Source organism: Pseudomonas sp. LBUM1660 (genome assembly GCF_059695935.1).
Map to the genome: position 1 here is coordinate 4,569,094 of NZ_CP166795.1, position 21,295 is coordinate 4,590,388.

Genomic DNA, 21,295 nt, shown 5'->3' on the forward strand with positions numbered 1-21,295 from the left:
TGCAACTACATCGTATGAGTGGGACGGTCGGACTTCAGGGCTCCGGCCAGATGGGTTTCGATTCGACTGCGCGCAGTGTTGTCGCCGTCGTTGAATTGTACGCCGACCCCGGCAGCCCGATTGCCCTGCGCACCTTTGGGGGTAATCCAGGTAACCTTTCCAGCGACCGGAATCTTCTCGGCTTCATCCATCAGGTTCAGCAGCATGAACACCTCATCGCCCAACTTGTAGCTTTTGTTGGTCGGGATAAACAGGCCACCGTTCTTGATGAACGGCATATAGGCCGCATAAAGCACCGACTTGTCCTTGATGCTCAGGGACAAAATGCCGTTGCGCGGCCCCGGGTTGACGGCTTCATTCATGCTGACCTCCATGGCTGATGATCAGAGTCTAGGCACAGACGATCACTTCTGGGTAGGCAAGGATGCCCATTGCACCAGCAGCGCCTCCAGCAACAACGCCGGATTGAGGTTGGCTTTGCTCATGACCTTCTGACGCTGGGCGAGAATCCAGTCCTGGATATTCAAGACCTTGTCCTGAGCGGTTTTCTGCGCCAGGTATTGAATGACCTTGCGCATGTCCGCCAACCCCAACCCTGCTTCATCCTGGGTCAATTGATAGCGCAGGATCAGACTCGACCAGTCGCAGAACCAGTCGAACAACAGCAACTGCGGGACGGTTTTCCATTCTTCGGCCAACTGCGTCGGCGATTGCTGCTGTTTGAGCAGCTTCTTCACGCCTTCGACCACCAGCGCTCGCTGTTCGCGCACGCCCTGGGCCTGCAACTTGACCGCCGCCAGCGGAGAACCGGCCGCCAGGGTCAGCAGTTCGATACGCTCTTCTTCCGAGCTGTCCGGCAGGGCCTTGGCCAGCCATGCAAGACTCATCGCTTCGCTCGGCAGTGGGCAGGCCTGCTGCACGCAGCGGCTCTTGATGGTCGGCAACAAACGGCTGGTCTGATGGCTGACCAACAGCAAAACGGTGTCGCCGGACGGCTCTTCAAGACTTTTGAGCAAGGCGTTCGCGGCGTTGATGTTCATCGACTCGACCGGCTCGATCAACACCACCTTGCGCCCGCCCATTTGGGCGGTCTGGACCACGAAGCTGACCAGATCGCGCACCTGATCGACCTTGATCGCCTTGTCGGCCTCTTCGGGTTCCAGGATGTAGTTGTCGGGATGACTGCCAGCCTTGAGCAGCAGGCAGGATTTGCACTCACCGCAGGCATCCTGCGCGGTCGGACGCTGGCACAGCAAACTGGCCATCAACCGTTCCGCCAACGCCCGCTTGCCGATCCCGGCCGGGCCATGCAGCAAATAGGCGTGCGCATGCTGCTTGCGACCGGCCAACTGCTGCCAGAGGCTGTCCTGCCACGGATAGGCTTCAGCCACGGGCCAACTCCAGCAGGCGTGGCAGCAAGGCGTCCAGCGACTGCTGGACCTGCGCCAGCGGCTGAGCGGCATCGACCCGCACATAACGCGCCGGATCAGCTTCAGCGCGCTTGAGGAACGCACCGCGCACGGCATCGAAAAAGGTTCGGCCTTCGAGTTCGAAACGATCCAGGCGACCGCGAGCGCTGGCGCGGGCCAGACCCACTTCCACCGGCAGATCAAAGATCAGCGTCAGGTCTGGGCGCAAATCGCCCTGCACAAAGGTTTCCAGCGCCGCGATACGCTCCAGCGACAATCCGCGACCGCCACCCTGATACGCGTAAGTCGAATCGGTAAAACGATCACACAAGACAACCGCGCCACGGGCCAGCGCCGGGCGAATCACCTCGGCCAGATGCTGGGCGCGCGCGGCGAACACCAGCAACAGCTCGGTGTCGGGGTTCATGACTTCATCAACCGGCGCCAACAGCACTTCGCGGATCCGCTCGGCCAAGGGCGTACCACCCGGCTCGCGGGTCAACACCACCTCGATACCGGCGGCGCGCAGGCGCTCGGCCAGGTATTCGCGGTTGGTGCTCTTGCCGGCGCCTTCCGGGCCTTCCAGGGTAATAAACAAGCCAGTCACGGGCAGTCCTTAATCAGAGTCATTGCGGGCTTTGCGGAACCGGTGCGTCCGGCTCGGGCACGGGCTTGGGTTCGGGTTCGGTTTCAGGCGCCGCAACGGGTGCAGCAGCAGGTTCTTGCGGCATTACCGGCGGCACAGCCTCGGGATCGGGGTTGGGTGACGCGGCCGGAATCGGAGCCTCGGCGTCTGGCGTTTCACCATTGCGCGCTTCTGGCGCCGAGACCGGTGCCGGGCTGGACCGGTAATCGGCACGACGCTTGAGCTGGAACTCGCGCACCGCACTATTGTGAGCATCCAGATCATCAGAAAACACGTGGCTGCCATCACCACGCGCAACGAAGTAAAGGCTGTTGCCCGCCACCGGATTCAACGCGGCATGGATCGCTTCGCGACCGACCATGGCAATCGGCGTCGGCGGCAGGCCCGTAATCATGTAGGTGTTGTACGGATTGGCTTCCCTGAGATGCGCACGGGTCAATTTACCGCTGTAGCGGTCACCGAGGCCGTAGATCACCGTCGGATCGGTCTGCAGCATCATACCCATCGCCATACGCCGCACAAACACGCCAGCGATCTGCCCGCGTTCCTGGGGCACACCGGTTTCCTTTTCCACTAGCGAGGCCATGATCAGCGCCTGATAGGGTTCGGTATAAGGCACATCAGCGGAGCGCTGCTCCCATTCCCTGGCAAGGACCTCGTCGAGGCGATCGTAGGCTTTTTTCAGCAGATCGACATCGGTCATACCCCGCACGAAGCGGTAAGTGTCGGGAAAGAATCGGCCCTCGGGAAAGATCCCGGCGTGGCCGAGCCTGGTCATCACTTCGCTATCGCTCAAGCCGTTCAGGGTCTGCTCGAGTTTTTCATCCTTGACCAATGCCGCCCGGACCTGATGAAAGTTCCAGCCTTCGACCAGGGTCAGGCTGTACTGAACGATGTCCCCACGCTTCCACAGGTCGATCAGCCCTTCGACGGTCATGCCTGGCTGCATGCGGTATTCGCCCTTGTGCAGGGGTTGTCCGGCCAGATTGAAACGCCAATACACGCGCAACCAGAATGCGTCCTTGATGACGCCATCGGCTTCGAGTCGATAGAAGGTGCGGGTGGGTGTCGTGCCTTTGGGCACTTCCAGCAGTTCTTCCTGGGTGATGTTCAGCGGCTGTTCCAGCGCCGAATGTATTTTCCAGGCGGAGGCGCCCAGACACAGCCCTGCCAGAACCAATCCGGTTTCCAGCAGCAGCAAGAATTTACGTCTCACGTATCAAGCATCCAGTAGCGCACGGGCAATGGTTTGGAGTTTACGGGTGAGCGGCCCAACCGACCAGCTCAGCGCAGCATAGGCGCGCACCGGCCAAACGCCATACACGCTGTTGCAGACAAAGACTTCATCGGCCCATTGCAACTGATCGAGGCTGATGTCGGTGATTTGCGTGGGAACCCCCAATGACTCGGCTTGAAACAATAATTCGGCACGCATCACGCCAGCCACGCCGCAGCGCTTCAAGTCAGCCGTGATCAACACGCCATCGCGCACCAGGAACAGATTACTGAATACGCCTTCGATTACCCGACCTGCCTGATCGAGCATCAAGCCTTCGGCGTGTTCCGTATCTTGCCATTCAGCGCGCGCAATAACCTGTTCCAAACGGTTGAGGTGCTTGAGGCCGGCTAGCAGCGGCTGCCTGGACAGTCGTGTCGCGCAGGGAAACAGGCGAACGCCCTGCTCACCATGAACAGCAGGATAAGCAGCGGCAGGATTGCCTTGCAGAATACGTCGGGCTTGAGCCAAAGGATCGGGGGCGTACCCGCGCAGGCTGTCACCGCGAGTGATGATGAGTTTGAGCACGCCCTCATCCAGTGCGCGGGCATAGGCCAGCAGCTCACTGCGGATCAGCTCATGGTCCGCAGCGATCGCCAGGCGCGAACAGCCATCGACCAGCCGCGCCAGATGTCGATCCAGCAGCAACGCCTGCCCGCCACGCACGGCAATGGTCTCGAACAGACCATCACCGTAAGCCAGGCCGCGATCTTTCAGCGACAAAGCGTCAGCCGGCTGACCGTCGACCCAGCTGTCCATCAGTCAGCGAACCGGCGGAACACCAGCGAGCCGTTGGTACCGCCAAATCCGAAGGAATTGGACAGCACCACATCGATATCCATGTTGCGCGCGGTGTGCGGCACGAAATCGAGGTCGCAGCCTTCATCCGGCTCATCGAGGTTGATGGTCGGTGGTGCCACCTGGCTGTTGATCGCCAGCACGCTGAAGATCGCCTCGACAGCGCCGGCCGCACCCAGCAAGTGACCGGTCATGGACTTGGTCGAACTGACGGCCAGCTTGTAGGCGTGATCGCCGAACACCGACTTGATCGCACAGGCTTCAGCGAGGTCGCCGGCCGAGGTCGAGGTGCCGTGGGCGTTGATGTACTGGACCTGATCGCCATTGATCTTGGCATCGCGCAAGGCATTGGTGATGCAACGGGCAGCACCGGCGCCATCGGCCGGAGGCGAAGTCATGTGATAGGCATCGCCACTGGTGCCGAAACCGATCAGCTCGGCGTAAATGGTCGCGCCGCGTGCCTTGGCGTGCTCCAGTTCTTCGAGCACCAGAGCGCCGGCACCGTCGGACAAGACGAAGCCATCACGGCCCTTGTCCCATGGACGGCTGGCACGGGTTGGCTCGTCGTTGCGGGTCGACAGCGCACGGGAAGCACCGAAGCCACCCATGCCCAGACCGCAAGCTGCCATCTCGGCGCCGCCGGCAATCATCACGTCGGCTTCGTCGTACATGATGTTGCGGGCTGCCATGCCAATGCAGTGCGTACCGGTAGTACAGGCGGTGGCGATGGCGTAGTTAGGTCCCTGTGCACCCAAGTGGATGGACAGGAAACCGGAAATCATATTGATGATCGAGCCAGGCACGAAAAACGGAGAAATCCGTCGTGGGCCAGAATCATGCAGGGTGCGGCTGGTTTCTTCGATGTTGGTCAGACCGCCGATGCCCGAACCCATGGCCACGCCGATGCGCTCACGGTTGGCGTCGGTGACTTCGAGGCCTGCATTACGTACAGCCTGAAAACCGGCAGCCAGACCGTACTGAATGAACAGATCGAGCTTGCGTGCTTCCTTCACCGACAGGTATTCCTCGACATTGAAGCCCTTTACCGAGCCGCCAAAACGGGTGGAATAGGCAGAAAGGTCGGTGTGTTCGATCAGACCAATGCCACTACGGCCAGCCAGAATGCCCTGCCAACTGCTTGGCACATCCGTGCCCAGTGGCGACAACATACCCATACCGGTGACTACGACGCGTCTACGCGACACAGCACTCTCCTTTTTCAAATGACGACTTTGCATCAGGCCTAAAGAAAAAACCGCACGCCGTGATGGCAGTGCGGTTTTTCCATGACAGCAAGCAACGATTACAAGCTATTAAGCCTGGTGGTTAGTAACGTAATCGATTGCGGCTTGTACAGTAGTGATCTTCTCAGCTTCTTCGTCAGGGATTTCGGTCTCGAATTCCTCTTCCAGAGCCATCACCAGCTCAACGGTGTCAAGGGAGTCGGCACCCAGGTCTTCAACGAAGGAAGCAGTGTTGACCACTTCTTCTTCTTTAACGCCCAGTTGCTCAGCAACGATTTTCTTGACGCGCTCTTCGATGGTGCTCATACCTTGTTTTCACTCCTAATGGACAAATTCAGGCAGCTGGCCAGTGGGTAAGTGTATAGAAAGACTTTTCAGTTTTTCAACTGAAAGCTTCACTCCTCAAACCCGACGACCCTCTGCCTATAAATAGATTGCAGCTTTATAACGGATTTTAGACAGCTCGTATGACATTTTTTTGAAGCAATCCGTCACATTTAACTCATGTACATCCCGCCGTTCACCGGGATTGTAGCCCCAGTAACGTAAGCCGCACCGTCGGATGCAAGAAAAGCGACCACAGACGCGATCTCTTGAGCTTGCCCCAGACGGCCCAGCGGAATCTGCGTCTGCAAGGCTTCACGCTGCGCCTCGGGCAGTTCGCGGGTCATATCGGTGTCGATGAACCCTGGGGCCACCGAGTTTACCGTAATCGAACGCGAACCGACTTCACGCGCCAGTGCACGACTGAAACCTTCCAGACCGGCCTTGGCGGCTGCGTAGTTTACTTGGCCTGCGTTGCCCATGGCACCCACAACCGAGCCAATACTGATAATTCGTCCCCAACGGGCTTTGGTCATACCGCGCAAAACGCCCTTGGACAGGCGGAACAGACTGTTCAAGTTGGTATCGACGACATCATGCCATTCGTCATCTTTCATGCGCATCATCAGATTATCGCGGGTGATACCGGCATTGTTGACCAGGATCGCCGGCGCTCCGAACTGTGCAGAAATGCTCGCCAACACGGCAGCAACGGATTCGTCGCTGGTGACATTGAGTTCCAGGCCAGTGCCTTGAATACCGTTTTCCTTCAGGGTAGCGGCAATACGCTCGGCGCCGGAAGCGGACGTCGCGGTACCTACAACGATAGCGCCCTGACGACCCAGCTCCAGGGCGATAGCCTGGCCAATACCGCGGCTCGCACCGGTGACCAGTGCAACTTTACCTTGCAGACTCATGCAAGTTTCTCCTGATTCAGGCCAGCGCTGCACGGGCGGCAGCGAAAGCGTCTGGGGTATTGAGGTTGGATGTCGATACGCCTTCGGCGCAACGTTTGTTCAGGCCTGCGAGTACTTTGCCAGGGCCGCATTCGACCAACTGGGTCGCGCCCTTGGCGGCCAGCGCCTGGACCGATTCGACCCAGCGTACAGGCTTGTAGAGCTGCTCAAGCAGATCGCGCTTGAGAGTGTCCAGATCGGCCGGCACGGCAGCGCTGACGTTCTGTACGACCGGGATTTGCGGCGTTTGCCAGTCGATTGCAGCGATCGACTCAGCGAAACGCTCGGCTGCCGGACGCATCAGTTCGCAATGAGAAGGCACACTGACCGGCAGTGGCATGGCGCGCTTGGCACCACGAGCCTTGCAGCCTTCGATGGCACGTTCAACCGCAGCCTTGGCACCGGCAATAACCACCTGGCCCGGGGAGTTGAAGTTGACCGCGCTGACCACTTCGCCTTGCGCCGCTTCGGCACAGGCGGCCAACACGTCAGCATCTTCCAGACCGAGGATTGCGGCCATGCCGCCTTGCCCGGCTGGAACGGCTTCCTGCATCAACTGACCACGGCGTTCCACCAGCTTGACGGCGTCGCCCAAGCTCAAACTGCCTGCCGCGACCAGCGCGCTGTACTCGCCCAGGCTGTGACCGGCAACGTAAGCCGGACGCGCACCACCTTCCGCCAGCCACAGACGCCACAAGGCGATCGAGGCGGTCAGAATGGCCGGCTGGGTTTTATCGGTTTGATTGAGTTGTTCTTCCGGCCCTTGCTGGGTCAGTGCCCACAGGTCGTAACCCAGAGCGTCGGAAGCTTCTTTGAATGTTTCGAGGACAACCGGATGTTGCGCGCCCAACTCGGCCAGCATGCCGAGGGACTGCGAACCCTGTCCCGGAAAGACGAATGCGAGGGAAGCAGACATGTAACAAGCCCCTAATGATCTTGTCGTCGGAGAATTGACGTCCCGCTTGGGGGACGCAAGAAACTGACAGTTGGATGGCAAATTGAACTGAGCGGTCACATTTAAGCATTGTCCGACGAAAACGCCTAAAGCAACAAATCCTCCAGGCGACCATGGATACGCTCCGGCAGGTTTTCCTGGATCTCGATCAAGGCACGCTGAATCGCACTCTGGAAGCCCTGAACCCCCGCCGAACCATGGCTTTTGACCACAATCCCCTGCAACCCGAGGAAGCTTGCGCCGTTGTGCCGCGCAGGCGCCAGATCAGCTTGTAAGCGCTTCATCAGCGGCAATGCCAGAGCACCGACCACTTTCGACGCAAGGTTTTTCTTGAACAAGGCTTCGATGCGCGCGGCAATCATGGTCGCCAGGCCTTCGCTGGATTTGAGCAGGATATTGCCGACAAATCCGTCACATACCACCACATCCGCCTCGCCACGGTACACACCGTCACCTTCGACAAAACCGATGTAGTTGATACCACGGGCACTTTGCAACAATGTTGCAGCGAGCTTGACCTGCTGATTGCCCTTGATGTCTTCGGTACCGATGTTCAGCAGCGCCACTCGCGGACGCACGATGCCCAGGGTTTCCGCCGCCACCGACCCCATCACAGCGAACTGCAATAGATGCTCGGCGCTGCAATCGACATTGGCGCCCAGGTCGAGCAACTGGCAATAACCCTTCTGCGTCGGAATCGCCGCCACCATCGCCGGCCGATCGATGCCTGGTAACGTCTTGAGCACAAACCGCGACAGCGCCATCAGCGCGCCGGTATTGCCGGCACTGACACATGCCTGGACCTTGCCATCACGCAACAACTCGAGCGCCACACGCATCGACGAGTCGGGCTTGCCACGCAAGGCCTGGGCAGGCTTTTCGTCCATGGTGATGACTTCGGACGCCGGGGCAATCGACAGGCGCGAGCGATCCACAGCCGATTGGCCAGAGAGCAATTCTTCAAGAAGGGAGGGTTGACCGACGAGGGTCAGGTGCAGCGAGGGTGTAGCAGACAGGCAAGCGAGGCTGGCCTGAACAATGCTGCGGGGACCGAAGTCCCCGCCCATTGCGTCAATCGCGATGACTTGAGCAGACAAGTGATTACTCGTCAGCGCCCTTGTCGATCACTTTACGGCCACGGTATACGCCTTCTGGCGATACGTGGTGACGCAGGTGAATTTCACCGGTGGTTTTTTCTACAGACAGAGTGCTTGCCGTCAGGGCGTCGTGCGAACGACGCATGTCACGGGCAGAGCGGGATTTTTTGTTCTGCTGAACAGCCATAATTGATTAACTCCTAAACGTTTGGGTCACGCTTTAACTGCGCCAATACACTGAACGGGTTGGACCGCGTTACCTCGTCCTCGCTCGGTTCGGGCTCATCGAGACCCGCCGGCTGCTGGCATTCTTCCGGATGATGAGCAGGCACAATGGGCAAGGCGAGCAGAAGCTCCTCCTCGATCAGTGACTGCAGATCCAATGGATCTTCGCCCAGTTCCAGCACGTCATAACCTTTCGGCAACGACTGGGTATTCGCACCCTCCTTCACCACAGCATAACTGCATTCGCTATGGATCGGCAGGGTGACCAGCTCAAGACAACGCTGGCAAACCATTTTGACTTCGGTGTCGATAAAGCTGTGGATTACCACAGACTTACGTTCATCTCGTTCAAAAACGAATTTAGCCTGCACCGTACCGACATTATCGGAAAGCGGGTCGCAGAGTCTCTTCAAATCGGCCAGCAGCAGTTCACCTTGAAGGGTGGTGCCACGGTCAGCCAATTTGCGCGGGTCAACGTGAGGTGGAATCGGGTCATTCAACATAGGCGCAGCATTATAGGGATGCACCCAGCCATGTCAAAGGAAATTCAGCCCTGTCCGTCACTTGGAAGCCTCGGTAGAATTCGCGCCTGTCTTCCGGAGATGCGCATGCTGCCTTTATTACTCGCTTCAAGCTCGGTTTATCGCCGGGAATTACTGGCCCGCTTGCAGCTGCCATTCACCTGCAGTTCACCGGATATCGATGAAAGCCATCGTCCGGGCGAGTCAGCCATTGATCTGGTGAAGCGCCTCGCCAGAGAAAAAGCCCGGGCACTTGCCGACAGCCACTGCGCCCACCTGATCATCGGCTCCGATCAGGTCGCGGTCCTCGGCGAGCGGATCATCGGCAAACCCCACACTTTCGAGAAGGCTCGCGAACAACTGCTGGCATCGAGCGGTGCCAGCGTGACCTTCCTGACGGGCCTGGCGCTGCTCAACAGCCAGACCGGCGACTGCCAGGTCGATTGCGTGCCCTTCACCGTACACATGCGCATTCTCGACCCTGCACGCATCGAGCGCTACCTGCACGCCGAACAGCCCTACGACTGCGCTGGCAGCTTCAAGGCCGAAGGTTTGGGGGTGAGCCTGTTTAAAAGCACCGAAGGCCCTGACGCCACCAGCCTGATCGGCCTACCGCTGATCCGCCTCATCGACATGCTACTGGTCGAGGGCGTGCAGATCCCCTGAACACCGCAACCATGTAGCAGCAGGCTTCGCCAGCTGTTACAGGGACCGTGCAGACGCGAAAAACCGGCCACTTGGGCCGGCTTTTTTTGCGCCATCGAAGAATCAGCGCAACGAGGGCCCCTGGAAACCCATCCACATTGCCAGTTGCTCAGCCACGCTGGCGCCGAGCTTTTTCGAGAAGCGATCGAACGGCGACTCCTGAACGGTGAAATCCACCAACTCCTTCTCACCAATCACATCACGCGCCACCGAACTGGCATTCCCCAGGCCATCGATCAAACCCAGCGGCAACGCTTGCTCACCGTTCCAGACCAGCCCGGAGAACAGTTCTGGATGCTCTTTGTCCTTGAGACGGTCGCCACGACCCTTTTTCACGCTGCTGATGAACTGCTGGTGCGTGGTATCAAGAACGCCCTGCCAGAACTGAGTCTCCTCTGGCTTCTGCGGCTGGAACGGGTCGAGGAACGACTTGTGCTCGCCGGACGTGTAGGTCCGACGCTCGACGCCGAGCTTCTCCATGGTGCCGACAAAGCCATAACCGGCCGCCGTCACACCAATGGAACCCACCAGGCTCGCCTTGTCGGCGTAAATCTGATCCGCCGCACTGGCGATGTAATAAGCACCAGAAGCGCCCAGATCGGAAATCACCGCGTACACCTTGGTATCCGGGTGCAAGCCGCGCAGCCGGACGATTTCGTCATACACGTAACCCGACTGCACCGGACTGCCGCCCGGGCTGTTGATTCGCAGAATCACGCCCTTGACCTTCTCGTCCTCGAAGGCTGCACGCAGGCTACCAACGATGTTGTCGGCGCTGGCCGGCTCCTTGTCGGCGATCATGCCGGTCACGTCGATCAACGCGGTGTAGTGGGAACCGCGGGTCGCGCTCTTTTCCATGTCCATCAGCGGCGTGAACAGAATCAACGCGCCAAACAGGTACACAAAGGTCAGCAGCTTGAAGAAAATTCCCCAGCGACGAGACCGGCGCTGCTCCTGGACACTGGCCAGCAGGGTCTTTTCCAGCAGCTTCCAGCTTTTTTCGTCACCGCTCTCTGCGCTCGCCTTGGCGGGCGCTTTCCATTCGTCGGTCATGACATTTACCCCAGCAAAAACCAATTAAGCCTGCTGACTCAGCCAGGCATGCAATTCTGAAAAACGATCAATGGCCAGTGCCGGCTCGAACAATTTCAACGCTTCGATCGATTGCGCGCCATAGCTGACTGCCACCGAATCCATGCCGGCATTGCGCGCCATCTGCAAGTCAAAGGACGAATCGCCCACCATCAGCGCTTGCTCCGGGCGCACCTCGCAATGCGCGAGAATCTGCTCAAGCATCAGCGGATGGGGCTTGCTGGCGGTTTCGTCGGCGGCACGGGTGATATCGAAATAATCTTCCCAGCCGTGAGCTTTCAGCACCCGATCCAGTCCTCGACGAGCCTTGCCCGTGGCCACAGCCAGATGATAACCCTCGGCGCGAAACGCCTCCATCGACTCGAGCACACCCTCGAACAGCGGTGAAGGCACGGCCTCTGCGGCGATGTAGTGATCCGCATAGTGTTGGCGGAACGCTACCAGCTCGGGATCGCCAATGTCCGGGTACAACGTGCGAATGGCTTCAGGCAGACCCAGTCCGATAATGCCTTTGACCGCAAAATCATCGCGCAACTGAAACCCGGACCGTTCGGACGCGACATGCATCGCCTCAACAATCCGACCAATGGAGTCAGCGAGCGTGCCGTCCCAATCGAAAATCAGCAGCTTGTAATCAGAAGGGTGCACTCAGGCGCTCCACGGTCTTGGCCCACATCTCATCCACCGGCGCCTGCAATTTCAGCTCGCCACCATCCGGCAGCGGCACAGTCAGCAGGTAGGCGTGCAGGAACAGGCGTTTGCCGCCCAAATCGCGGATTTCCTTGCTGAAACCTTCGTCGCCATACTTGGTGTCGCCAGCGATGCAATGCCCGGCGTGCAGGGTATGGACGCGAATCTGGTGAGTCCGGCCGGTAATCGGCTTGGCCTCGATCAGGGTGGCAAAGTCGCCGAAGCGGCGCAGGACCTTGAACACGGTCACAGACTCCTTGCCCTCCTCCTCGTCGACTTCGACCATGCGCTCGCCGGAGCGCAGATTGCTCTTGCCGAGCGACGCCCGGACTTGCTTGATCGAGGCCGCCCAGTTACCACGGACCAGCGCCATATAGCGCTTATCGACGCCATCGCCGCGCAAGGCCGCGTGCAAGTGGCGCAACATGCTGCGCTTCTTGGCGATCATCAACAGGCCGGAGGTATCACGGTCGAGACGGTGAACCAGTTCGAGCTCCTTGCAATCGGGACGCAACTGACGAAAGGCCTCGATCACCCCGTAAGTCAGGCCGCTGCCACCGTGAACCGCGATGCCGCAAGGCTTGTTGATCACGATCAGCGCTTTGTCCTCGAACACAATCGAGGCTTCGAGGCGTTGCAGCAGGCCTTGGGCCAGCGGCACCGGCTCATCGCGCTCGGGCACGCGAACCGGCGGCACGCGCACGATATCGCCCGCCTGCAGCTTGTATTCGGGCTTGATCCGACCTTTGTTCACACGCACTTCGCCCTTACGCAAAATGCGGTAAATCAAGGTCTTGGGCACGCCTTTGAGCCGAGCGAGAAGGAAGTTATCAATACGTTGGCCGGCATATTCCGGCGAGACCTCCAGCAGTTGTACGGCTGGGGTCGAAGGGGCAGTAGTCGTCATGCCGCGGATGATAACAATTTTTTATGGAATTGAAGCACTTAATCATTGCTGCTATAGTCGCGAACGCCGCCAAAAGCGGCCTGGACAGCGGACTAACGGTCAAAAACCGGCCCTGACCAACGCAATTCACCAGGACGCGAGGCCGTCCTACGGGGCTTTCGCTACGTAACGGTGGAGTTTGCAGCTGTAACAAGCGCAGGTGACATGAGGCCTGAATCAAGCCGTAAAGCAGAGTTTTCACTCGCCTTGCGAGCCATATTCATGGCCAGTTCACAAAGTGCAGTCAGCGACGGACGACCCCGAGCGAACGCTTCGGAAACAACGCCTAAATTAGCCATGATGCGTGACCTCCCCCTTCGGAGCTCACGGTAAATGCCAACCCGCTGCGGATTCTGCGCGCGGCAGCACCCGAATTATCAGGGATACGTGTAGGGTGGAGATGCACAACCGCTGGACTGTGTAGCATTAGGCTTTATCAAGACGCTTCATCTCGTCCACAGCCGCTGGTTGATTCCTCCTCCTGACTGAGTGCTTAAGTAGCCACAGCAAGCAGGACGCGTACGTCGCGATAACGGCCCAATTGGCCGGACATCGCTGGACACGGGAATGGCCAACCACTCCCGACGCACCTGACACCGACCGTGAGAAGTCGTGTGTGCCGAACGCCGTTTCCGGCAGCCCGGAAACCGACGGTACTACATGAAAAGAATGCTGATTAACGCAACTCAACCCGAAGAGTTGCGTGTTGCACTGGTAGATGGCCAACGCCTCTACGACCTGGACATCGAATCCGGTGCACGCGAGCAGAAGAAGGCCAACATCTATAAAGGCCGGATTACTCGCATCGAACCAAGCCTTGAGGCTGCCTTTGTCGATTTCGGCTCCGAGCGCCACGGCTTCCTGCCCCTCAAAGAAATCTCCCGCGAATACTTCAAGAAAGCCCCCGAAGGCCGCGTCAACATCAAGGACGTCCTGAGCGAAGGCCAGGAAGTCATCGTTCAGGTCGAAAAAGAAGAACGTGGCAACAAGGGCGCCGCCCTGACCACCTTCATCAGCCTGGCCGGTCGTTACCTGGTGCTGATGCCGAACAACCCGCGTGCCGGCGGTATCTCCCGTCGCATCGAAGGCGAAGAACGCAACGAACTGCGTGAAGCCCTGAACGGCCTGGTTGCCCCGGCCGACATGGGCCTGATCGTTCGCACTGCCGGCCTGGGCCGCAGCAGCGAAGAAATGCAGTGGGACCTCGACTACCTGCTGCAACTCTGGACCGCCATCAAAGAAGCCTCGCTGGATCGCTCCGCGCCATTCCTGATCTACCAGGAAAGCAACGTGATCATCCGCGCCATCCGCGATTACCTGCGTCAGGACATCGGCGAAGTGCTGATCGACAGCGTTGAAGCCCAGGACGAAGCCCTGACCTTCATTCGCCAGGTGATGCCGCAGTACGCCAGCAAGATCAAGCTGTACGAAGACAGCGTTCCGCTGTTCAACCGTTTCCAGATCGAAAGCCAGATCGAGACCGCCTTCCAGCGTGTCGTTGAACTGCCTTCCGGCGGCTCCATCGTTATCGATCCGACCGAAGCCCTGGTGTCCATCGACATCAACTCGGCGCGTGCCACCAAAGGCAGCGACATCGAAGAAACCGCCCTGCAGACCAACCTTGAAGCCGCCGAAGAAATCGCCCGTCAGTTGCGCTTGCGCGACATCGGCGGCCTGATCGTCATCGACTTCATCGATATGACCCCTGCCAAGAACCAGCGCGCCGTGGAAGAAAAAGTCCGCGAATGCCTGGAAGCCGACCGCGCTCGTGTGCAAGTCGGTCGCATCTCGCGCTTCGGCCTGCTGGAAATGTCCCGTCAGCGCCTGCGTCCATCCCTGGGCGAAAGCAGCGGCATCGTTTGCCCACGTTGCAACGGCACCGGCATCATCCGTGACGTTGAATCGCTGTCGCTGGCAATTCTGCGCCTGATCGAAGAAGAAGCCCTGAAAGACCGCACCGCCGAAGTTCGCGCCCAAGTGCCGATTCCGGTAGCAGCCTTCCTGCTCAACGAAAAACGCAACTCGATTACCAAGATCGAACTGCGCACCCGTGCCCGCATTGTCATTCTGCCGAACGATCACCTCGAAACGCCGCACTTCGAAGTGCAGCGTCTGCGCGATGACAGCCCGGAAGCCGCGGTCGGCCAGTCCAGCTACGAAATCGCAGCAGCCGCCGCCGAAGTCGAAGAAGTCCAGCCAGCCGCCGCGACCCGCACCCTGGTTCGTCAGGAAGCTGCGGTCAAGACGGCTCCGGCCCGCGCCAACGCTCCGGTTCCGACCGAAGTCGTCGCCACTGCCGCACCTGTTGCTGCACCGGCCGCCGCGCCAGAGCCTAGCCTGTTCAAAGGCCTGGTGAAGTCGCTGGTCAGCCTGTTTGCTACCAAGGAAGAGCCTGCTGCTCCGGTTGTGGTTGAAAAACCAGCAACCACCGAGCGCCCGGCCCGTAACGAAGAGCGTCGCAACGGTCGTCAGCAGAGCCGCAACCGTAACGGTCGCCGCGATGAAGAGCGCAAGCCTCGTGAGGAACGTGCACCGCGTGAAGAACGCGCACCACGTGAGCCACGCGAAGAGCGTCAACCACGCGAAGCACGCGAAGAAACCCCGGTAGTCGCCCGCGAAGAACGTGCTCCACGTGAAGAGCGCGCACCACGCGCCCCTCGTGAAGAACGTGCACCGCGCGCGCCTCGCGAAGACCGCAAGCCGCGTGGCGAGCGTGAAGAACGCGTACGTGAACTGCGCGAACCTCTGGATACCGTTGCTGCGGCCCCTGTTGCTGCTGCGACCGCTGCGACCGCTGAAGAGCGTCCGGCTCGCCAGCCACGCGAAGAACGCGCTCCACGCCCACCGCGTGAAGAACGTCAGCCACGTGCCGAGCAAGCCGCTGCTGCCGTTGCCGACGAAGAGCTGGTAACCAACGAAGAGCAACTGCAGGAAGACGGTCAGGAAGGCGCCGAAGGCGATCGTCCACGCCGCCGCTCCCGTGGCCAGCGTCGTCGCAGCAACCGTCGCGAGCGTCAACGCGATGCCAACGGCAACGTGATCGAAGGTTCGGAAGAATCCGAGACCGCCGAAGGCAGCGAAACGGGCGAAAGCAACGAAGCGCCAAGCACCGCTGATCTGGCCGCCGGCCTGGCTGTTACCGCAGCCGTTGCCAGCACCGTAATCAGCGCGCCTGCTGAAGCACAAGCCAACGAGCAAGCCGAACGCGCGACTGCCGCCACTCTGGAAACGGCTCCGGTCGAAGCGCCAGCGGTAGAAGCGACGACTCCGGTCGAAGCCAATGCAGCGCCGGAAATCGAAGTGGCGCCGGTTCGCGAAGTACAGCCTGAAGTTGAAGCTGTTGTCGAGCCAGTGGTTGCCGCAGAACCGGCTGTCGAAACAGTCACCGAAACCGTGACCGAAGCTGTGCGTGAAGTTCGTGAAGAACAAACCGCGTTCAACTGGGTTGCCGAGCCGGTAGCTGTCGAAGCTCCAGCACCTGTTGCACAAGAGCATGTGGCTGAAGCCATGGTCTCCGAGCCAGTGGTTGCTGCCGCCGAGCCTGCTCCAGTGGTTGAAGCGCCGACGCCGGTTGTTGCCGAAGTGGCTACACCGGTCGTTGAAGCGACTCCAGTCAGCGCCCTGACCGAAAATGGCCGTGCGCCGAACGATCCACGTGAAGTGCGTCGTCGCAAGCGTGAAGAAGAGCGTCTGCAGAAGGAAGCCGAACTGGCTGCCGCTGCTGCTCCGGTTGAAGCGCCTGTTGCTGCCGAGCCTGCACCGGTTGTTGCCGATGTGGTCGAAGCGGCACCTGCTGCCGAGTCGGTCATCGAAGAAGTGCCGCGCTCCGTTCAGGACGCGGTCGAGCAACACGAACAAGCCCTGGAGAAAGAACACGAGCCTAAACCCCTCGTCTGATTCCATCGGCCACTAAAAAGCCCCGCCTGGTGATCCAAGCGGGGCTTTTTTGTATCTGTTGGCATCACCACAACCCATGTGGGATCCGCGGCACGCCTACTTATAGGTCAATGCCTCTGGTGTATCCACATCCCACAACACCCCGGCATCATCCACCACCACTTCAACAACCCTGCCCTGCGCAAACAACGGCTTGGCCCCATGATCGCCGGATAACGCCATCAACCCAGCCCCAAAGCTGCGCCCGAACCCGACCGGATGCCCATAGACACCTGCATGCACCGGCACGCTGACGCAATCGTCCGCCATCCCCGCCACCACCCGCTCAATACTCGACGGCAAGATAAACGGCATATCCCCCAGTACAATCAACCAGCCACTGAGGTCTGGACACGCCGCCACCCCGGCCGCAATGCTGTCACCCATCCCGGTAGACTCGATCAGCACAATGTCGAAGCCATACGCCTGAGCCATGCGCATCACTTGCGGACGATCTTCGGTGGTCACCAGCACGCGCTTCGCCAGACCGATCGGCAAATTCACCAGCACCTGTTCGATCACCGAACGAACAGCGCCATCGCGACCGACACAATCCGCCAGCAACTTGTCCTTGTCGCCCCCCACGACCTGCCTGAAACGACTGCCCAGCCCCGCCGCCAGCACGATGACGCCGATGGACTCACTCATACAACCTCCTGCAACGGCTTTTTCTGCTTGAGTTCGACGCCGTTCTTGATCGCCACAATCTCGGCCAGCAGCGACAAGGCGATTTCCGCGGGACTGTGGCTGCCGATATGCAAACCGATCGGGCCGTGCAACCGCTCGATGGCCTGTGATGACAAGCCTAGCTGAGCGAGGTTTCCCCGACGCTTCAGGCTGTTGACCCGCGAGCCGAGGGCACCGACATAAAACGCCCTGGAATCCAGAGCGGTCAGCAGTGCCATATCATCCAGGCGCGGATCATGGGTCAGAGCGACAATGGCCGTGCGTTCGTCGGTCTGGATGTTCAGCACCGCTTCATCCGGCATGCCCGAGACGAAACGGCCGTGCTGCTCTTCCCAACCGTAGACAAACTCGCTGCGCGGATCGCAGATCAGCACTTCAAAATCCAGCAGCCGCGCCATCTCGGCGACATACCGGGACAGTTGCCCCGCACCGATCAGCAACAGACGCCAACGCGGACCGTAGATGGCACGCAGGGTATGGCCGTCAAAGCTCAGCACATCGCTTTTGTTCGCCGCCTGCACAACCACTTCGCCCGTCGCAACATCCAGCGAACGCGCCACGATTTCATGGGCTTCGCAGCGCGCCAGCAACTCGGCGACCCAACCTGGATCGCCGACCCGTTCTTCGGTCAGGCGCAACGTACCGCCGCACGGCAAACCAAACCGTGCGGCCTCCTCTCGGGTGACACCGTAGGTGATCAACTGCACCGGCGGTCCGTCAGGTGGAATCCGCCCATCGTGCAGCCGGGCAATCAAATCATCCTCGACACACCCACCGGACACCGAGCCGATCACCACGCCATCTTCACGCAACGCCAGCATCGCGCCAGGTGCCCGGGGCGCAGTGCCCCAGGTCTGGACCACGCTGTACAACACCACCCGCTGACCGGCGCGGCGCCATTCCAGCACGTTGCGCAGGACGTTCAGATCCGCGCTGTCCATCAGGCCTGCGCCTTCTGCCAACCTTGCAGCTGATAGCGAACCGGCAAGTTGCGGATGCGCTGACCGGTGGCAGCGAAGATGGCGTTGCACAGCGCAGGCGCAATCGGCGGTACGCCTGGCTCACCAACCCCGCCCAACGGCACATTGCCCGGAGGCGTGACCAGATGCACGGCCACTTCCTTCGGTGCCAGTGACATGCGTGCCACCTCGTACATGTGGAAGTTGTCTTGCTGAACCTTGCCGTCCTTGAAGCTGATTTCCCCCACCACGGCATTGCCCAGGCCCATGACGCAAGCGCCTTCGAACTGAGCGCGAATCCGTTCGGGGTTGATCTGCGGACCACAATCCACCGCGATGTCGGCCTTGTGCACGATCAGCGTGCCGTCTTCTTTGACTTCGACCTCGATCACCGCCGCCACATAGGTGACGAAGCTGTAATGCACCGCCAGGCCCAGGCCTCGGCCCTTGGGTAACTCGCGCCCCCAACCGGCGGCCTTGGCGGCAGTTTCCAGTACTGTGCGCATCCGCCCGGTGTCGATCGGATAACGCTCGGGAGATTCGCCGTAGTTCCACTCTTCACTCAAGGTACGCGGATCGATCTGACGATCCGGGCCGAGCAGTTTGATCTGGTACTTGAGTGGATCCTGTTTGGCCTTGTGCGCCAGCTCATCGACAAAGCTCTGAATCGCAAACCCATGGGGGATGTTCGACACCGAGCGATACCAGCCGACCCGCGTATGAATCGCCGCTTCCGGGTTTTCCAGGCGCACGTTGGGGATCGCGTAGGCCATGTTGGTGAAGCCCATGCCCAGCTCGAAAGCTGCCTCGTGGTTCATGCCCGGGGCGAACAGCGCGGTGATGCTCGGGGCCACGGTGCGGTGCAGCCAGCCGGAGGGCAGGCCGTCCTTGTCCAGGCTGGCCTTCAGGTATTCGGCCGACACGGTGTGGAAGTAGGAGCAGTGGATGTCGTCCTCACGGGTCCATTGCACCCGCACGGCCTTGCCGGGGAATTCCTTGGCGAGGATCGCCGCTTCGATGATGAAGTCCGGCTTGGATTTTCGACCGAAACCGCCGCCCAGCAAGGTGACATTGAACGTAACGTTATCAAACGGAATACCAAGGCGTTCGCCGATCCGTTCACGGGTGACTTGCGGCGCCTGGCTAGGGCCCCAGGCCTCGCACACACCGTCCTTGAACCGGGCAATGGCGACCATTGGTTCCATCGGCGCCTGCGCCAGGTGCGGCAGGTAATAAGAGGCTTCGAGGGTGCTGTTGGCGCCTTTCATGGCGTCGTCGATGTTGCCGGTGTTGCGCACCACCTTGCCGGGCTTGAGGGACGCGGCTTCCAGCTCTTTGCGGTAGGCGATCGAGTCATAACTGGCGTTGGGGCCGTCATCCCACTCGATTTTCAGCGCTTCGCGGCCTTTGATCGCGGCCCAGGTATTGCTGGCCACTACGGCTACGCCACCTAGCGGCTGGAACTCGGATGGCAGCGGACGGCCTTCGATCTGGATCACCTTGATCACGCCCGGGACTTTCAGCGCGGCGCTGGAGTCGACGGATCTGACCGTGCCGCCATAGACCGCCGGACGCGCAATCACGACGTAAAGCATGCCGTCAAAATGCACGTCGGCTCCGTAGATGGCGCGGCCATTGACGATGTCGGCGCCGTCGATCGCCTTGGTGCCTTCCTTGCCGATGTAGCGGAATTCCGACGGCTGTTTGAGCCGCAGGCTGTCACGGGCCGGCACTGCCAGCGCACCCGCTGCGGCGGCCAAGGCGCCATAGCCCAGTTCACGACCGGTCGGTTGGTGCACCACTTTATGCAGTTGCGCATGGCATTCGCTGACCGCCACTTTCCACTGCGCGGCAGCCGCTTGTTCAAGCATGGTCCGCGCGGCAGCACCGCAACGGCGCATCGGCTCGTACCAGTGACGCATGCTGCGCGAGCCGTCGGTGTCCTGGTTACCGAAGCGAACTTCGTCGCCCGGCGCCTGCTGCACTTTCATCATGGCCCAGTCGGCATCCAGCTTATCGGCGACCACCATGGTCAGACTGGTGCGTACACCCTGGCCCATTTCTGAACGGTTGCAAACCACGGTCACCCTGCCGTCAGCGGCAATGCTGATGTAAACCTTGGGATCATCGATCCAGCCATTGGGCATGCCGTCGGCGCCGAATTTTTTCTCTTTTTCTTCGGCGAAAGCGTCTTGCCAGCCCCAACTGGCCACCAGCACCAGCGCACTGGTGGCACCGACGCCTTTAAGGAAGCCACGGCGGCTGAGGTTGCTCAGCGCAAAATCATTCGGTAACTGGCTCATGCCTTGGCCTCCTTCAGGTGAGTGGATGCCTGACGGATGGCGGTCTTGATGCGGTTGTAAGTGCCGCAACGGCAAATATTGCCGACCATCGCCTCTTCGATCTGTGCGTCGCTGGGGTTCGGATTAGTCTTGAGCAGTGCCGTCGCCGACATGATCTGCCCGCCCTGGCAGAAACCGCACTGGGCCACGGCGGTATCGAGCCACGCTTGTTGCACGACTTGCCCGACCGGGTCGGCGTGCAGGTTATCGATGGTGGTGACGTTCTGGCCGACCACCGCGCCGATCGGCGTGATGCAACTGCGCGCCGGAGCGCCTTCGATATGAATGGTGCAGGCACCACACAGGCCCATGCCACAGCCGAACTTGGTGCCGTTGTAACCGGCCACGTCGCGAATTGCCCAGAGCAGCGGCATATCCTCGGTGACGTCGAGTTGATGGTCTTGACCATTGAGTTTCAGGGTAATCATGGGCACGCCCGCCATTTTTTTCTAATTAATAGATTGGGTTATGGGGTCGAGCAATCTGC

General features: G+C 60.1%; 21 protein-coding genes. 2 read left to right on the forward strand and 19 right to left on the reverse strand.

The window, feature by feature from the left end:
* Nucleotides 1-5: 5 nt before the first annotated feature.
* The 12 genes from ACA068_RS21195 to ACA068_RS21250 form a co-directional block, all read right to left on the reverse strand.
* Nucleotides 6-362 (reverse strand): PilZ domain-containing protein, encoded by a 357-nt coding sequence (locus tag ACA068_RS21195; RefSeq protein ID WP_497304534.1) that lies wholly within the window; start codon nt 360-362, stop codon nt 6-8.
* A gap of 42 nt (nt 363-404) precedes the next feature.
* A complete protein-coding gene (locus ACA068_RS21200) occupies nt 405-1,391 on the reverse strand; it encodes a DNA polymerase III subunit delta' (protein ID WP_497304536.1) in 987 nt (328 codons plus the stop codon).
* Nucleotides 1,384-2,016 (reverse strand): dTMP kinase, encoded by a 633-nt coding sequence (gene tmk, locus ACA068_RS21205; protein WP_497304538.1) that lies wholly within the window; start codon nt 2,014-2,016, stop codon nt 1,384-1,386. Before tmk ends, ACA068_RS21200 begins: the two co-directional genes overlap by 8 nt.
* A 19-nt stretch (nt 2,017-2,035) precedes the next feature.
* A complete protein-coding gene (mltG, locus tag ACA068_RS21210; RefSeq protein ID WP_497304539.1) occupies nt 2,036-3,271 on the reverse strand; it encodes an endolytic transglycosylase MltG in 1,236 nt (411 codons plus the stop codon).
* 3 nt (nt 3,272-3,274) lie between these two features.
* Nucleotides 3,275-4,090, reverse strand: a complete 816-nt coding sequence (gene pabC, locus ACA068_RS21215; protein ID WP_497304541.1) for an aminodeoxychorismate lyase — start codon at nt 4,088-4,090, stop codon at nt 3,275-3,277.
* Complete coding sequence (gene fabF, locus ACA068_RS21220; protein WP_010461853.1) at nt 4,090-5,334, reverse strand: beta-ketoacyl-ACP synthase II; 1,245 nt, start codon at nt 5,332-5,334, stop codon at nt 4,090-4,092. The genes pabC and fabF overlap by 1 nt, the downstream gene beginning before the upstream one ends.
* 108 nt (nt 5,335-5,442) lie before the next feature.
* Nucleotides 5,443-5,679 (reverse strand): acyl carrier protein, encoded by a 237-nt coding sequence (gene acpP, locus ACA068_RS21225; protein WP_003442511.1) that lies wholly within the window; start codon nt 5,677-5,679, stop codon nt 5,443-5,445.
* A gap of 191 nt (nt 5,680-5,870) precedes the next feature.
* Complete coding sequence (gene fabG, locus ACA068_RS21230; protein WP_497304543.1) at nt 5,871-6,614, reverse strand: 3-oxoacyl-ACP reductase FabG; 744 nt, start codon at nt 6,612-6,614, stop codon at nt 5,871-5,873.
* A 16-nt stretch (nt 6,615-6,630) separates the two neighbouring features.
* Nucleotides 6,631-7,569 carry an ACP S-malonyltransferase gene (fabD, locus tag ACA068_RS21235; RefSeq protein ID WP_497304545.1) on the reverse strand — a complete coding sequence of 313 codons (939 nt, stop codon included), beginning with the start codon at nt 7,567-7,569 and terminating at the stop codon, nt 6,631-6,633.
* A gap of 125 nt (nt 7,570-7,694) precedes the next feature.
* Nucleotides 7,695-8,705 carry a phosphate acyltransferase PlsX gene (plsX, locus tag ACA068_RS21240; RefSeq protein ID WP_081757410.1) on the reverse strand — a complete coding sequence of 337 codons (1,011 nt, stop codon included), beginning with the start codon at nt 8,703-8,705 and terminating at the stop codon, nt 7,695-7,697.
* Nucleotides 8,706-8,709: 4 nt separating this feature from the next.
* On the reverse strand, nt 8,710-8,892 hold the full coding sequence (rpmF, locus tag ACA068_RS21245) for a 50S ribosomal protein L32 (protein WP_008152339.1): 183 nt from the start codon (nt 8,890-8,892) through the stop codon (nt 8,710-8,712).
* A 13-nt stretch (nt 8,893-8,905) separates the two neighbouring features.
* A complete protein-coding gene (locus ACA068_RS21250) occupies nt 8,906-9,433 on the reverse strand; it encodes a YceD family protein (protein WP_497304547.1) in 528 nt (175 codons plus the stop codon).
* A 105-nt stretch (nt 9,434-9,538) separates the two neighbouring features.
* Here ACA068_RS21250 and ACA068_RS21255 point away from each other — a divergent pair, with 105 nt between their 5' ends.
* Nucleotides 9,539-10,117 carry a Maf family protein gene (locus ACA068_RS21255; protein WP_497304549.1) on the forward strand — a complete coding sequence of 193 codons (579 nt, stop codon included), beginning with the start codon at nt 9,539-9,541 and terminating at the stop codon, nt 10,115-10,117.
* A gap of 102 nt (nt 10,118-10,219) precedes the next feature.
* Here the strand turns inward: ACA068_RS21255 and ACA068_RS21260 are convergent, their stop codons facing one another.
* From ACA068_RS21260 to rluC, 3 genes are read right to left on the reverse strand one after another with little or no spacing between them, the layout of a single operon-like run.
* Nucleotides 10,220-11,209: a S49 family peptidase gene (locus tag ACA068_RS21260; RefSeq protein WP_497304551.1), complete on the reverse strand. Its 990-nt coding sequence runs from the start codon at nt 11,207-11,209 to the stop codon at nt 10,220-10,222.
* Nucleotides 11,210-11,233: 24 nt separating this feature from the next.
* Nucleotides 11,234-11,896, reverse strand: coding sequence for an HAD-IA family hydrolase (locus tag ACA068_RS21265; RefSeq protein ID WP_497304553.1), 663 nt, complete (start codon nt 11,894-11,896; stop codon nt 11,234-11,236).
* Nucleotides 11,883-12,845: a 23S rRNA pseudouridine(955/2504/2580) synthase RluC gene (gene rluC, locus ACA068_RS21270; protein ID WP_497304555.1), complete on the reverse strand. Its 963-nt coding sequence runs from the start codon at nt 12,843-12,845 to the stop codon at nt 11,883-11,885. The genes ACA068_RS21265 and rluC overlap by 14 nt, the downstream gene beginning before the upstream one ends.
* 699 nt (nt 12,846-13,544) lie before the next feature.
* Here rluC and rne point away from each other — a divergent pair.
* Nucleotides 13,545-16,781, forward strand: coding sequence for a ribonuclease E (rne, locus tag ACA068_RS21275; protein ID WP_497304557.1), 3,237 nt, complete (start codon nt 13,545-13,547; stop codon nt 16,779-16,781).
* Nucleotides 16,782-16,877: 96 nt separating this feature from the next.
* Here the strand turns inward: rne and ACA068_RS21280 are convergent, their stop codons facing one another.
* Genes ACA068_RS21280 through ACA068_RS21295 form a run of 4 tightly spaced genes read right to left on the reverse strand, consistent with a single transcriptional unit; the run spans nt 16,878 to nt 21,236 of the window.
* Complete coding sequence (locus ACA068_RS21280; RefSeq protein ID WP_497304559.1) at nt 16,878-17,468, reverse strand: nucleotidyltransferase family protein; 591 nt, start codon at nt 17,466-17,468, stop codon at nt 16,878-16,880.
* Entirely contained in the window at nt 17,465-18,448 is a 984-nt protein-coding gene (locus ACA068_RS21285; protein WP_497304561.1) for an XdhC family protein, read from the reverse strand. The genes ACA068_RS21280 and ACA068_RS21285 overlap by 4 nt, the downstream gene beginning before the upstream one ends.
* Nucleotides 18,448-20,769 (reverse strand): xanthine dehydrogenase family protein molybdopterin-binding subunit, encoded by a 2,322-nt coding sequence (locus ACA068_RS21290; protein WP_497304563.1) that lies wholly within the window; start codon nt 20,767-20,769, stop codon nt 18,448-18,450. Before ACA068_RS21290 ends, ACA068_RS21285 begins: the two co-directional genes overlap by 1 nt.
* Nucleotides 20,766-21,236, reverse strand: a complete 471-nt coding sequence (locus ACA068_RS21295; RefSeq protein ID WP_497304565.1) for a (2Fe-2S)-binding protein — start codon at nt 21,234-21,236, stop codon at nt 20,766-20,768. The genes ACA068_RS21290 and ACA068_RS21295 overlap by 4 nt, the downstream gene beginning before the upstream one ends.
* Between the last annotated feature and the right edge of the window lie 59 nt (nt 21,237-21,295).

Excerpts from the sequence above, each read along its gene's own strand:
- ACA068_RS21255 (WP_497304549.1), top strand. The coding sequence starts at position 9,539 with ATGCTGCCTTTATTACTCGCTTCAAGCTCGGTTTATCGCCGGGAATTA.
- ACA068_RS21290 (WP_497304563.1), bottom strand. The coding sequence starts at position 20,769 with ATGAGCCAGTTACCGAATGATTTTGCGCTGAGCAACCTCAGCCGCCGT.
- ACA068_RS21250 (WP_497304547.1), bottom strand. The coding sequence starts at position 9,433 with ATGTTGAATGACCCGATTCCACCTCACGTTGACCCGCGCAAATTGGCT.
- rluC (WP_497304555.1), bottom strand. The coding sequence starts at position 12,845 with ATGACGACTACTGCCCCTTCGACCCCAGCCGTACAACTGCTGGAGGTC.
- rne (WP_497304557.1), top strand. The coding sequence starts at position 13,545 with ATGAAAAGAATGCTGATTAACGCAACTCAACCCGAAGAGTTGCGTGTT.
- ACA068_RS21280 (WP_497304559.1), bottom strand. The coding sequence starts at position 17,468 with ATGAGTGAGTCCATCGGCGTCATCGTGCTGGCGGCGGGGCTGGGCAGT.
- ACA068_RS21195 (WP_497304534.1), bottom strand. The coding sequence starts at position 362 with ATGAATGAAGCCGTCAACCCGGGGCCGCGCAACGGCATTTTGTCCCTG.
- ACA068_RS21295 (WP_497304565.1), bottom strand. The coding sequence starts at position 21,236 with ATGATTACCCTGAAACTCAATGGTCAAGACCATCAACTCGACGTCACC.
- fabG (WP_497304543.1), bottom strand. The coding sequence starts at position 6,614 with ATGAGTCTGCAAGGTAAAGTTGCACTGGTCACCGGTGCGAGCCGCGGT.
- fabD (WP_497304545.1), bottom strand. The coding sequence starts at position 7,569 with ATGTCTGCTTCCCTCGCATTCGTCTTTCCGGGACAGGGTTCGCAGTCC.
- ACA068_RS21260 (WP_497304551.1), bottom strand. The coding sequence starts at position 11,209 with ATGACCGACGAATGGAAAGCGCCCGCCAAGGCGAGCGCAGAGAGCGGT.
- ACA068_RS21285 (WP_497304561.1), bottom strand. The coding sequence starts at position 18,448 with ATGGACAGCGCGGATCTGAACGTCCTGCGCAACGTGCTGGAATGGCGC.
- pabC (WP_497304541.1), bottom strand. The coding sequence starts at position 4,090 with ATGGACAGCTGGGTCGACGGTCAGCCGGCTGACGCTTTGTCGCTGAAA.
- acpP (WP_003442511.1), bottom strand. The coding sequence starts at position 5,679 with ATGAGCACCATCGAAGAGCGCGTCAAGAAAATCGTTGCTGAGCAACTG.
- rpmF (WP_008152339.1), bottom strand. The coding sequence starts at position 8,892 with ATGGCTGTTCAGCAGAACAAAAAATCCCGCTCTGCCCGTGACATGCGT.